General features: G+C 35.3%; 11 protein-coding genes. 3 read left to right on the top strand and 8 right to left on the bottom strand.

What is annotated here, in order from left to right:
• Window positions 1-210: 210 nt before the first annotated feature.
• The gene (locus NST49_RS07910) at window positions 211-1,590 is read left to right on the top strand and encodes a D-serine ammonia-lyase (protein ID WP_341047956.1); all 1,380 of its coding nucleotides are present in this window, start codon (window positions 211-213) and stop codon (window positions 1,588-1,590) included.
• A 365-nt stretch (window positions 1,591-1,955) separates the two neighbouring features.
• Here the strand turns inward: NST49_RS07910 and NST49_RS07905 are convergent, their stop codons facing one another.
• From NST49_RS07905 to NST49_RS07895, 3 genes are all read right to left on the bottom strand, one after another.
• Window positions 1,956-2,846, bottom strand: a complete 891-nt coding sequence (locus NST49_RS07905) for a diacylglycerol/lipid kinase family protein (RefSeq protein ID WP_341047954.1) — start codon at window positions 2,844-2,846, stop codon at window positions 1,956-1,958.
• Window positions 2,847-2,888: 42 nt separating this feature from the next.
• A complete protein-coding gene (locus NST49_RS07900) occupies window positions 2,889-3,842 on the bottom strand; it encodes a LacI family DNA-binding transcriptional regulator (protein WP_187949081.1) in 954 nt (317 codons plus the stop codon).
• 169 nt (window positions 3,843-4,011) lie between these two features.
• On the bottom strand, window positions 4,012-4,476 hold the full coding sequence (locus NST49_RS07895; protein ID WP_023178235.1) for a Fur family transcriptional regulator: 465 nt from the start codon (window positions 4,474-4,476) through the stop codon (window positions 4,012-4,014).
• Window positions 4,477-4,709: 233 nt separating this feature from the next.
• On the opposite strand from NST49_RS07895, the gene NST49_RS07890 reads away from it, so the two are divergent.
• Window positions 4,710-6,002, top strand: coding sequence for a glutamate-1-semialdehyde 2,1-aminomutase (locus tag NST49_RS07890; protein ID WP_341047949.1), 1,293 nt, complete (start codon window positions 4,710-4,712; stop codon window positions 6,000-6,002).
• A 126-nt stretch (window positions 6,003-6,128) separates the two neighbouring features.
• A complete protein-coding gene (locus NST49_RS07885) occupies window positions 6,129-7,226 on the top strand; it encodes an FUSC family protein (protein WP_301426455.1) in 1,098 nt (365 codons plus the stop codon).
• Between the two features lie 69 nt (window positions 7,227-7,295).
• Here the strand turns inward: NST49_RS07885 and NST49_RS07880 are convergent, their stop codons facing one another.
• The 5 genes from NST49_RS07880 to NST49_RS07860 form a co-directional block, all read right to left on the bottom strand.
• The gene (locus tag NST49_RS07880; protein ID WP_341047946.1) at window positions 7,296-8,138 is read right to left on the bottom strand and encodes a hypothetical protein; all 843 of its coding nucleotides are present in this window, start codon (window positions 8,136-8,138) and stop codon (window positions 7,296-7,298) included.
• A gap of 193 nt (window positions 8,139-8,331) precedes the next feature.
• A complete protein-coding gene (gene ntdP, locus NST49_RS07875) occupies window positions 8,332-8,868 on the bottom strand; it encodes a nucleoside tri-diphosphate phosphatase (RefSeq protein ID WP_023178240.1) in 537 nt (178 codons plus the stop codon).
• 246 nt (window positions 8,869-9,114) lie between these two features.
• Window positions 9,115-10,329 carry an A/G-specific adenine glycosylase gene (gene mutY, locus NST49_RS07870; protein ID WP_034536860.1) on the bottom strand — a complete coding sequence of 405 codons (1,215 nt, stop codon included), beginning with the start codon at window positions 10,327-10,329 and terminating at the stop codon, window positions 9,115-9,117.
• Window positions 10,326-11,180, bottom strand: a complete 855-nt coding sequence (gene recX, locus NST49_RS07865) for a recombination regulator RecX (RefSeq protein WP_051932639.1) — start codon at window positions 11,178-11,180, stop codon at window positions 10,326-10,328. The genes mutY and recX overlap by 4 nt, the downstream gene beginning before the upstream one ends.
• A 139-nt stretch (window positions 11,181-11,319) precedes the next feature.
• Window positions 11,320-12,261, bottom strand: a complete 942-nt coding sequence (locus NST49_RS07860) for a general stress protein (protein ID WP_341047944.1) — start codon at window positions 12,259-12,261, stop codon at window positions 11,320-11,322.
• Between the last annotated feature and the right edge of the window lie 93 nt (window positions 12,262-12,354).

Genomic DNA, 12,354 nt, shown 5'->3' with positions numbered 1-12,354 from the left:
TCATTTATAGAAGCTGATCACCATTATTGTATGGAAACAAAAAAAAGATTGCCACTTTTATGATTATTACTTTGTTTTAAGAAAGCATTAAAGTTAGCCTATTCTAATAAACATCTTAGAAATAAGAATGAATCTAGATTTTAACCATTAAAAATGGTAATCTTTGAGTAATTACAATAGGCGTACGCCTATATAGAAAGAGGTAGGATAATGACAAGTATGAGTATTGCAGGTAAAACTGTTGATGCATGGGAAAAAGAAATTCCCCAATTAAAAGACATTCTTTCATTAAAAGAAATCTTTTGGATTAACTCGGCTAAATTGCCTTTTGAAGAGGCTTCAAAATTAGTACCCTATACAAAAGAGAATATCAATGATGCAGAAGCACGCTTAAACCGATTTGCTGCTTATTTAAGAATTGATTTTCCAGAAACTGAAGTATCTAAAGGGATCATTGAATCACCTTTATCCTCTATTCCTTCTATGAAAGAGTACCTTGAAACGGTTTACCATTCTTCAATACCTGGTACCTTTTTATTAAAAAGAGACGATACCTTACCGATTGCTGGAACAATAAAAGCTCGTGGAGCGATCTATGAAGTATTGAAACATGCTGAAACATTAGCTTTAGAACATGGCTTATTGAAAAGCTGGAATGAGGACTATTCACTATTTGCAACGGAAGCCTTTAAAACCTTTTTTTCAAATTACAAAATTGCTGTAGGAACGACTGGAAATCTCGGCATCAGTGTAGGAACAGTTGGCGCTATGTTAGGCTTTGACGTGACAGTACATATGTCTGTAGAAGCCAAACAGTGGAAAAAAGATTTATTGCGTTTTCGTGGGGTAACAGTTATTGAGCACGAATCAGATTTTACAAACGCAGTAAAAAAAGGACGCGAACAATCCGATTTAGATCCAATGAGTTATTATGTTGATGATGAACATTCCATTGAATTGTTTTTAGGTTATACAGTTGCAGCCAATCGTTTGCAAAAACAATTAGAGCAAGAAAATATCCTTGTAGATGAAAACCATCCTTTATTTGTTTATTTGCCTTGTGGCATCGGTGGTTCACCAGGCGGAATTAGTTTCGGATTAAAACAGATCTATGGTGATAATGTGCATTGTTTCTTTGCTGAGCCAACTCACGTTCCGTCCATGACAATGGGTTTGATGACTGGAAAACTCGATCAAGTATCTGTTAAAGATTTTGGTTTAGATGGACTAACTGTTGCTGATGGTTTAGCCGTTCCTCGAACTTCTAAACTAGTAGCGAATATAATGAAACACTTCTTTAGCGGTTCTTATACTATTGATGACTTTGAAACAAATCGCTTGTTGAGTGCTCTCATTGACAAAGAAAAAATTTATCTAGAGCCTGCAGCTTTAGCTGGTGTACCGGGTGCTTTACGATTATGCCAATCTGAAGAAGGCAAATCTTATTTAGAAAAACATGATTTAACAGACAAAATGGATCAAGCTACACATATTGCTTGGGCAACCGGGGGAAGTATGGTTCCTAAAGACGATATGGATCAATTTTATGAAGTTGGCTTACAATCTCACACAATCGCAACATCTAGATAAAGAGCTTTTCTAATAATAAATAGCACTAAAAAAACCTCCAGAATTTTTATACTTCTGGAGGTTTTAAGGTTCTACATAAAGAAGATCGGAGACTTTTCGTTACCGAAAAGTTTTCCATACTTTACTAAATAGTGTTTGCTGCTATCGCAAAGCTGCCTAGTTCATAATTCGGTAAAAAAATGGCGTGAAATGGTGAATAGACACTCTATAGTTCAGGTTCTTTAACAAAATTTGACGAAGAATGTCAGATAGAAAGAGAGATCCGTCTTCTTAACGCTCCCCCAGAATAAAACAAAACAAATAACCCTATAATAGTTTAGGAATAACATTATTCCCACCAACTGCTATAGGGCTATTATTAATAATTAGGCAAAAACAGATAAAGCTTGTGGCAATACTTCTATTTCTAGAGGGAAGGTCTGGCCTTTGTCGCCGTCAACTGTACAATTTATTTCCTTATCTATATCTTCTACTAACCGTATTCTTGCTTTTTTAAAAGAGCGATGTTCTAATTGATCTTTCGTGTACTCTTTATTTTGGAACAATTCAGGCACTAAGCTTAATTTTTCTTTAGCAGTCGTTTCCTTTAATGTAACTAAATGAATCAAGCCGTCATCGATAGCTGCTTCAGGAATGATTGTACCTACACCACCTACAAAATTACTCATAGCAATCAAGAGCAGGCTGTACTCGGCTGTCCATTTTTCTCCGTCAATATCTAATTCAAAAGTATAGGTTTCATCATTTTTTAATGCCTTGATACCTTCTATCAAATAAGCAAATACGCCAAATTTTGTTTTCATATCGACATCTACTTCTTGAACGGACTCAGGTATAGGACCAACGGAAGTCGAACTGATAAAAAATCGATCATTCAACTTTCCTACATCGATTTGCTGAACGGTTAATTGTTCTAATGAATCGATAGCCTTTTCCGGATTCATTGGAATACCTACAGCTCGAGCAACATTATTGACCGTTCCAAGCGGAATGATTCCTAATGGCAGTTTAGACTCATGCAACATCAAACCATTCACTGCCTCACTAACAGTCCCATCTCCTCCCAAAACAAAAACGGCTTCATAATCATTTAAAGCTGCTTCTTCAGCAAATTCTTTAGCATCTCCTGATTTCTTGGTTTTTTTGATGACAAATTCAGAAGCAACTGCTTTTAATTGTTCTTTTAATTGTTCAGTATAGTTCTCAGACTCTTCTGCACCTGAAGAAGGATTTACGATAATCATAGCTTTAGTCATGGTGATCCTACTCTCATATCTAAATTTTAATATCAACAAGATTTATTGTTCAGTGGTTGTTCCTCTTACAATAAGCTCAGGTGTGAAAAACAATTCCCCTTGAGAAGCATTTTTCTTTTCAATTTTGTTTAGTATCATTTTAGCACAAGCTTCACCCATCTTGATAACAGGTTGCTTTACAGTAGTCAATTGCGGAAATGCAATTTGATCCAAAAACACACCATCATGTCCAATGATCCCAAAATCAGAAGGGATTTCTCCGCCCATACTAAGGATCCCTCGTTGTATCCCTATAGCTAAGCGATCTGAGCTGCAAATAAATAGTGTGCTAGGTTCAAAAATATTCCAGTTTTCTTTAATAAAATCAGCTGCATAGCGTGAGCGGTTTTCAAATCGTCGAATCTCTGGATCCAATTTATTTTTTTGAATTGTAGATATGTATCCATTCTCTCTTGAATATTCAAAAGGTTCTTTTACATCGATTCCAATATAAATAATCTTTTTATAACCTAAATCGATTCCATATTGAGTAGCACATGCGATACCTTCTTTATTATTTGAATCTACAAAATCATATCCGTGTCGATTTTCACCAAATAATACAACCGGTTTTGTGGCTCCACTGATCCATTCGTAATCGCTTTCTCGCATGCCGCACATAATGTACCCATCACAGGATCCAATGTCAAAGTTGTTTTTAGTGACCAATTGTAAAGAATAATGTCGATTGTCTAGCTCTCTCGCGATTCCAGTTAGTAAATGCATATAATACGGTTCAGTTGTGTCCATTTCTTCAAGGATAAATAGTTTAATAACTTGCGTGCGATTGTTTACTAATGCTTTCGCAGCAACATTTGGTCGATAGTTGAGTTCTTCCATCGCTTCAAATACAAGTACTTTCAACTCATCTGTAACCTGCTCAGGATGATTGATTACTCTTGATACAGTCATTTTTGATACATTTGCTTTTTTAGCAACATCATTGAGGGTTGACATTACATGCTCCTTTCACATAATTTATATACTTTATAACTTCTAGTTCGTACACTTTAATATCCATAGTATAGAGAATCTATTTTTGTGTCAATATAGCTCCTATTTTTAAAAACTTTATGCGAATAAAAAACCACCCTTATCAGGTGATTTTCCAGTAACTATTCTATCCTTATACAGGAAATGTAGAATGAGTTGTTTCATCTCTCTTTTGTTGACATTCAGGGCAAATTCCATAAATTTCTAATCTATGACGCTTCACTTCAAAACCCGTTAAATTCGTTGTTACTTCACCGATATCTTCTAATCCAGGGTAATAAAGATCTTCGATTCTACCACAAATCTCACAGATTGCATGGTAATGTTGTGCAGATGTAAAATCAAATCGGCTTGAAGCATCGCCATAATTCATCTCGTCTACAAAACCAACTTTAGTAAATAAGCGTAAATTATTATAAACGGTAGCAACACTCATATTAGGAAATCTTGAGGCTAAAGCCTGATAGATTTCATCAGCTGTTGGATGATTATCATTTTCAATTAGATATTCTAATATTCCATAACGTTGTGGTGTGATACGGATATGGGCTCTTTTTAATTTTTCAATCGACTGGGCTACTAAATGATTTGAAGTCATCTTTCTCCTCCTCTCAAAATCAATTAGCTAAACTTTGTTTATAAACTGATATAAAATTTAATTATCACTTAATACTTATTATCATCTTATAATAAGTGTTTACATTTTAATAATAACTTTTCTGTTCAAACTTTGCAAATAAATCCTAGTCCTTTCCTTACAGGAAAGATTGCACTTATAAGATAAGAGTTTTACAATAGTAATGATTTTACTTTTTAAGGAGGCAATTATTTATGTTAAACCATACTCAAAGTGACCGCTTAGCTTTAGAAGCAAATAAAGTCATTGTAGGAGGAGTCAATAGTCCCAGTCGTTCATTTAAAGGTGTTGGCGGAGGAAATCCTGTCACGATGGATCATGGAGATGGAGCTTATTTATATGATGTTGACGGAAATCGTTACATCGATTACTTAGCCGCATATGGTCCTATTATTACAGGATTCAATCATCCACATATTGTAAAAGCGATTAAACATGCTGCAGATACAGGTGTTTTATTCGGGACTCCTACAGAACATGAAGTCACTTTTGCAAAAATGCTGACGGAAGCTATTCCCTCAATGGATAAAGTGCGTTTTACCAATTCTGGAACTGAAGCCGTTATGACAACGGTTCGAGTCGCACGAGCGTATACAGAACGTGAATTGATTGTAAAATTCACAGGTCAATACCATGGTCACTTCGACCTTGTATTGGTTGAAGCAGGCAGCGGACCAGCTACTTTAGGAACCACAGATTCTGGCGGCATCACAAAAGGAACATCTAAAGAAGTCATTACTGTACCGTACAATGACGTTGAATCCTATAAAGCGGTTATGGAAAAATGGGGAGATCAAGTAGCAGCTGTTTTGGTTGAACCGATTGTCGGAAACTTCGGGATGGTTGCTCCAAAACCAGGATTTTTAGAAGCAGTCAATGACATTACACATGAATATGGAGCTTTGGTGATTTACGATGAAGTAATCACGAATTTTCGTTTCCATTATGGTGCGGCTCAAGATATGTTAGGTGTCGTTCCTGATTTAACTGCCTTTGGCAAATCAATTGGTGGAGGATTGCCTATCGGAGCATATGGTGGACCAACTCGTATTATGGATACTGTAGCTCCTCTTGGACCCGCTTACCAAGCCGGAACAATGGCTGGAAATCCTCTTTCCATGCAAGCTGGAATTGCCTGTCTAGAGGTTTTACAAGAACCTGGTATTTACGAAAGAATGGCTGATTTTGCTGTTCAGTTAAAAGAAGCTTTATTAGAAGCGGGAGAAAAATACGATATTCCTACTGTGGTTAACCAAATTGGCGGATCATTGACAGTCTACTTTTCAGAACATCCAATCGAGGATTATGCTGATGCAGAAAATACAGATACCGAGCGTTTCGGAAAATTCTTTAAAGCGATGTTAGATGAAGGTATCAATTTAGCTCCAAGTAAATATGAAGCTTGGTTTTTGACTATCATGCATACTCAAGAGGACATAGATGAAACAAAATGTGCTATAGATAGAGCATTTTCTAAATTAGTTTAATCCTTAAAGTTGCCCTTTTTCTTATTCTCTCAATTTTCAGACTATTTACGCTAAACTCTTTGCTTATTCTAGGCAAAGAGTTTATCATTGAAGTACAACTATCAATAAACGGAGTGAACTTAATTTATGAGAATCGGAGCACGAACGCTCAAAACAGGGATAGCGGTAGCTCTTTCCTTAGCTATTCCTTTATTATTCAATTTTCCATCAGGCAGTGTTTTAGCTGCGATTTCAGCAATTTTTGCTTTGCAGCCTTCTGTCAAGCGATCTATAAAAACACTGAAAGATCGTATTATAGCTAACTTGATTGGTGCATTAGTTGCGATCTGCATAACACTGACATTGGGAAATCATTTTATCATTGTAGGAGTTGCCGCTTGTGTCTTGATCGCTATATTAAACAAGATGAATCTCAGCAGTGTGATTGGCTTAGCTACAGTTACGTTGATTGTTATCATGCAGACGACTGAAGATAACTTTATTCTTTATGCCACTATAAGGGTGGCTGCTACAATTATGGGAGTTTTTATCGCATTTTTGGTGAATACTATTTTGTTCCCGCCTAAATACGAAGAAAAATTGTACCACGTTACAGACTATTCAACTACTGAGATCATGAAATTTCTACGTGCCAGTGTTCGGAAAAACAGCCAATATCCTGTTCTAAAAAAGGACCTGAAATGGATCAAGTCAGAGTTGAATCGTATGGATGTATACCTTTCCTTGTTTAAAGATGAAGGTCTGCTCACAAAAAAAAAAGACCGTGTACAAAAATTGCGTAAAGTTGTTGTTTACAGACAAATTATTGAGACTACGAAAGAAGCTTATAATTTATCGCACACATTTCATAGTTACGAAAACTCATTCAACCATTTTCCAAAAGATTTGCGTATTCTGATACGTGAACGTCTAGAAACATTGTTAACGGCGCACGAACAAATATTGCTAAAATTTAATGGACGTGTTTCACCTGACAGCGTAAATTTCATTTCATATAAAGCACCACTTCGAAAAGAGTTTATGCAATCTTTCTTTGATGAAGCAAGTTTAGAAGAATACATGCATGACGATTATGGCCAAAGCAATGCCGTTATTCATATCATGTCTAGTATTTTAAAATATGAAGAACATTTAGAGCACTTAAATATCTTAGTCAGCAGCTATAAAGGAAACGATTGGAATCCTGATACTGAAATTTCAAATATTGAGCACGTTGAACAATAATAGTACTCAATCCAAACAAAAAAGAGAAGCAATGATTGAATTCATTGCTTCTCTTTTTTTGCAGTTTTTTTACATTCCGCTCGTAGTATCTATTTTTTGATCGAGCGACTCTTCGAATAATGTACTATATAGATCCGTTCCCTCAGTATTCAATGTTCTTCCATTTTCTAATAATGTGCTTTCTAAAGCTACACCATCCGCTTCTAATTTTTCCAGATAACGTTCATGAAGATCAAAACTGATCCATTCATTGTCTTGAATGGTCGACATCATTTCATTTAAATAAGAAGTGTAATCAAGTGTTCTTGAATTATTGTTCCCTTTTTCGCTGCTGCTTGGATTTGGAGAAATAAACACAACTAAAGATTCAGGTAAAGCATCTTTAATAGCTTCATAATTCATAGTTAAATATTCACTAGAGTCAACCAAACTAATGTCTAACTTTTGATCAGCATACGCTGGTAATTGAAAGAAAATAACATCAGGTTTTGTTTCTGCAAGTTTCACTACTTTATTTTCACTGATCAGTTTATAAGAATCATAATCAGGATTTACTAAACGATTTACTTTTATCGTTTTATTCGTTTGTTCATTTATGTATTGTTCTGCTTCAGAGATCCATTGTTCTTCTTCAGCGATATCTCCATAAAAACTTAGTGAAACTTCTTCTTCTTTTACCAAGCTGACATACTTTATGTAATCCAATGCAGACATCTCTTGACGACTATTTTCATAGTTAGCCAATTGTTCTGTTGTATCTTCTTTCGTACTTCCTAGTTCTTGTTGGTCTGTTTGTTCTGAAACAGCCATTAATTCTTTTTGCTGCTTTTTAGAATAATTCATTCCGAAAAGGATCACTCCAGATGCTAAAATAACCAGCAGAACAATAGCAAATCCGCCTTTTTTAGACATATTTATTCACTCCTTAAAATCAAACTTTGTTTTTTATTGACTTCTTCTGTACGTCATCTTTCAACAGTTTACCATATATTCGATAAGATTCACTACCCTTTTTAGTAAAGAATAAAGAGGCTCCAAAGATTTGGAACCTCTTACCCCTTTTACTCATTCAAGAGAACTTGCTCTCATCTTATCCAGTATAAGCTCATTGCTTAAGTGATAACTGTTGATAGCGTTTGTACCATATGTCAACATACTCTTTTGAGAAAGGACCTTTTTCTTCATTGATCCAATCTACTAAGATTTTCACGTTTTCTTTTAATATATGGTCAATATCATCAGGGTAACTCCACTTTTTGCTATGATCTTCATACTCATCTACATCCAATAAGCGTTTTTCGCCATCAGGAAAGACTTTGATATCTAAATCATAATCAATATACTTCAAACCTTCTTCATCTAGTGTGTAAGGCGAAGCAAGATTACAATAGTAAGAAACACCATTATCTCTTATCATTGCAATGATATTGAACCAATAATGCTTATGGAAATAAACAATCGCTGGTTCTCGAGTTAGCCATCTTCGGCCATCCGATTCCGTTACTAGAGTATGATCATTTACTCCGATTAACGATTGATCACTTGTCTTAAGTACCATTGTATCTCTCCACGTGCGATGTAAACTGCCATCATGTTTATAGCTTTGGATCGTGATGTATTCTCCTTCTTTTGGAATATGCATCCCTAACCCAACTTTCTTTTTCTCGCATAAAATCGCAAGAAATTAGTAAATAATAAACCAGAGAATGCCTAAGCACTCGACTCGTATTTATTATATCACAACTCTTAATCTTTATAGTATAAAACCAAATAAATAATGAAAAAAAAATGAGAAAAAATTGATTTAAGAGCAAGATTCCTTTATTCACACAAAAACCCATTCATTTTTTCAATAAATACTGAAAAAATGAATGGGTACTTTTTCGAATTAGTTGTGATTAAACTTAGAAAGATAACTTTGCCACATTTTTGTTTGTGGACCGGGAAATGTATAGTGGTCAAAATCAGAAGGATGCACCCAATAACAATTTTCAGGAATGAACATAGGCTCTTCTTCTTTTACTACCTGTCCATAATAGACAGCTACAAACCATTTTAAATGACTAAAAATATGTTGAACTTCATCAAATGGTTGCTCCATTAACGTTGGCTTGACGGCATATTTTGCCTCTAGCTCAGCCATTACATTTTTTATAACCTGTTCTGTTTTATTTTCATCAGTTACTCCAGTTAAGGTTCCCTTTTTAATTTCTGCTTCATGAGTGACAGATTCTTCTTCAATTAAAGGAAAGGTCCACATATTAGCCAGCAATCCATTTTCTGGCCTCTTTTCTAGCAAAAATGCACCCTCTGCATTTTTAATGATCGCCCCTACATAATAAACTGGTTTGGCTTTTTTCTTTTTACTTTTTACAGGGTATTTATCCCATGTTCCATTTTGATACGATTGATTAAATTCTTTAACCGGGCTTAATTCAGGATGGTAATTTTTAGGTGTACAAATACTTGAACCCAAGTCCATAAATGCTTGATTAAAATCGCCTGGTTTATAGGGATCAATCAGTTCTCGCATAATAGCTTCAAAAATTTTGCGGTTGCCCGGTTTAGCAATATCGGCATCAATTTCAAATAAGCGACTCAATACGCGCATAACATTTCCGTCAACTGCAGGTTCTGGCAAACCAAAAGCCATACTTGCGATTGCTCCAGTAGTATAGGGTCCGATTCCTTTTAATTTACTGATTTCTTTAGGGTCTTTAGGCATTTCGCCATCGTAATCTTCCATGATTTGTTGGGCTGCTTTTTGCATATTACGAACTCGTGAATAATAGCCTAACCCTTCCCAAGCTTTTAACAACACATCTTCATGCGCATTTGCTAATGCTTCTATCGTTGGGAAATTATTCATGAAATTCAAGTAATAAGGGATAACCGTATCTACCCTTGTTTGTTGCAGCATGATCTCAGAAACCCAAATACGGTAAGGATCATTATTTTTACGCCAAGGCAGATCTCGTTTTTCAATATCATACCAACTTAAAAGCGTTTCTCTAAACCGATTGATTTTTTCTTGTGGCCACATGGGTATACCATGAAGTATTTTTTGCTCTTTTTCATCTATCTTCGATTCTATTTCTGTCATTCGTCCTCTTCTTCCATTTCTTTTTCATTGATATACTGCGTGATTAAATCTCCTGCAAAACCTTTTTGAAACAAGGCACTTTTAACTTTTTGAATCTTTTTAGATCCCGTTAATTTGGATTGTTTACGCCAAATTTTATCACCTTGTGTTTTTAATGCATCATATTCATCGTCATCTTCTTTTTCGGTTGTGATCTGCTCCAATACTTGAGTGATCACATCTGATTGAAATCCTTTTTGCATCAAATTTTGACGGATTTTATTGCTTGTCTCTCTTGAAGAATGTTGTGAGGAGCGACGCATAACTTTTTCTGCTAGCGCAACACCATTTTCCACCATTTGATCAAATGGATACTGTTCCATCGCTTCTTCGATTGTTTCCTCTTTAACTCCACGTTTTTTCAATTCTCTTTTTATCACGTAAGGCCCCTTTCCGCTAACATTTGCAGCGGTTCTTGTATAACTTTCAGCATACATTAAATCATTTAAGTAGCCTTGTTCTTTTAATTGTTCAATCACTTGATCAGCTGTTTCACCAGTAAACTCATGGGCAATCAAATCATCTTTAATTTCTTTTATTGAGCGCAAAGAATAATTCAGATATACTAGTGCTCTCGTATAAGCTTTACGGTAGCCATCTTCTATTTCTAATTGCTGCCGGAAGGTCTTTGAAATTTCCATCCCTTTGTGCAAAATATGTTTAATTAAAATAGCTTCATCAACAGGAAAAGCATATTCTTCATCTAAATAAATATTGTAGCGTCCTTTTCGTTTCTGCGCTTCAATTTTTGTAATCTTAGGCAATGTTGATGTTGAAGATGCCTGCTTTTTACTCTCTTTTCCATTTATCATAGACTCACACTCCTGCCTCAGTCTTTCTATTATAGCATAAACCGGATACAAACACACGTTCGAAAAACCAGTATTACATAAGTAGATGCATAACAAAAGCGGCACTGACCTAAGTCGGAGCCGCTTCTTTTTTTATTTTTTAATTTGGAAAATCTCTTTTTGGATCATTTCTTGGTTGGCCAGATAATGTGCTACCATCAAAATTAGGTAAATCTAACTCTTCTTGGTTTTGTGAACTTGGCCCAGTTGGTTCATCTTTTGGTACTGAACCTGTTGGAGGCGTTCCTTGTAATGGATTGTCATTAGGATCGTACTCTTGATGATTTAATGGATCAATAGGAGGAGTCACCACGTCTCTAGTATCGTCTCTTCGATCTTGTTCTTTGCTAAAAGCACCATTCGTAAAGTCGTCCTCTTGATTGTCTTGCAATCTAGGATTTTCTTCATTTCTAATCGAGTCTACCATTAAATCATCCTCCTCAATCGTTTCAGGTACAATCGTTTCTGTTAAACCTGATTGTACTTTTGTATCTTCGTTTAAACTTTCCGTATCTGGAAAATTAGTTTCTAGTGGTACTTCTGCATTATTTAAGCGATCATCGCCATCATTAGCTAAAGTATCATCATCTGTTGGTTGAGAAGCATTTTTTACTACACGTACTCCCTCACCAGCTTGTCCCACAACTTGGTTTGATGTTTCCTTAGGTTCTTGTGTCACTTGATTACTTGAATTTGATCCGGTGGTTTCATCTGAAAGTACAATGTATTCTCCAGCTTTCAAAGAATCAGCATATTGAGCTGCACTAGTCGAATCAACTCCGAATTTTTCTAATTGTGCATTATCGTCTGCGTCTGTATCAGCAAACATATCTTTAAGTTTGTCCCAAGCAGATTTTTCATCATCTTGTTCAGTTGAAACTTTGTTTACTTCTACACCTGATTGCTCTTTAATTGCTGAAAAGTTTTGATTAGTTGTAACAATTTTTATACTGTCACTAGAATGACCTTCTGCTAATAATTGTTCTACACAGGCTGATGTTTCTTGTACATTTGAAAATGAACCAACGACTACTTTACTCATACTTAACACTCCCTTTTATGATTATCGACTTTACATAACGATTTACTATTTCTTATAACTAACTTTAACAAATGAAAAATAAGTTATCAAAAT

Source organism: Carnobacterium sp. FSL W8-0810 (assembly GCF_038007125.1).
Taxonomy (GTDB): domain Bacteria; phylum Bacillota; class Bacilli; order Lactobacillales; family Carnobacteriaceae; genus Carnobacterium_B; species Carnobacterium_B inhibens.
The sequence above is the reverse complement of the archived record's forward strand: the minus strand, read 5'-3'. Positions and strand labels throughout refer to the sequence as shown.

Coding starts and splice junctions, on each gene's coding strand:
- NST49_RS07890 (WP_341047949.1), top strand. CDS start 4,710: ATGTTAAACCATACTCAAAGTGACCGCTTAGCTTTAGAAGCAAATAAA.
- ntdP (WP_023178240.1), bottom strand. CDS start 8,868: ATGCATATTCCAAAAGAAGGAGAATACATCACGATCCAAAGCTATAAA.
- NST49_RS07905 (WP_341047954.1), bottom strand. CDS start 2,846: ATGACTAAAGCTATGATTATCGTAAATCCTTCTTCAGGTGCAGAAGAG.
- NST49_RS07860 (WP_341047944.1), bottom strand. CDS start 12,261: ATGAGTAAAGTAGTCGTTGGTTCATTTTCAAATGTACAAGAAACATCA.
- NST49_RS07880 (WP_341047946.1), bottom strand. CDS start 8,138: ATGTCTAAAAAAGGCGGATTTGCTATTGTTCTGCTGGTTATTTTAGCA.
- NST49_RS07910 (WP_341047956.1), top strand. CDS start 211: ATGACAAGTATGAGTATTGCAGGTAAAACTGTTGATGCATGGGAAAAA.
- NST49_RS07900 (WP_187949081.1), bottom strand. CDS start 3,842: ATGTCAACCCTCAATGATGTTGCTAAAAAAGCAAATGTATCAAAAATG.
- recX (WP_051932639.1), bottom strand. CDS start 11,180: ATGATAAATGGAAAAGAGAGTAAAAAGCAGGCATCTTCAACATCAACA.
- mutY (WP_034536860.1), bottom strand. CDS start 10,329: ATGACAGAAATAGAATCGAAGATAGATGAAAAAGAGCAAAAAATACTT.
- NST49_RS07885 (WP_301426455.1), top strand. CDS start 6,129: ATGAGAATCGGAGCACGAACGCTCAAAACAGGGATAGCGGTAGCTCTT.
- NST49_RS07895 (WP_023178235.1), bottom strand. CDS start 4,476: ATGACTTCAAATCATTTAGTAGCCCAGTCGATTGAAAAATTAAAAAGA.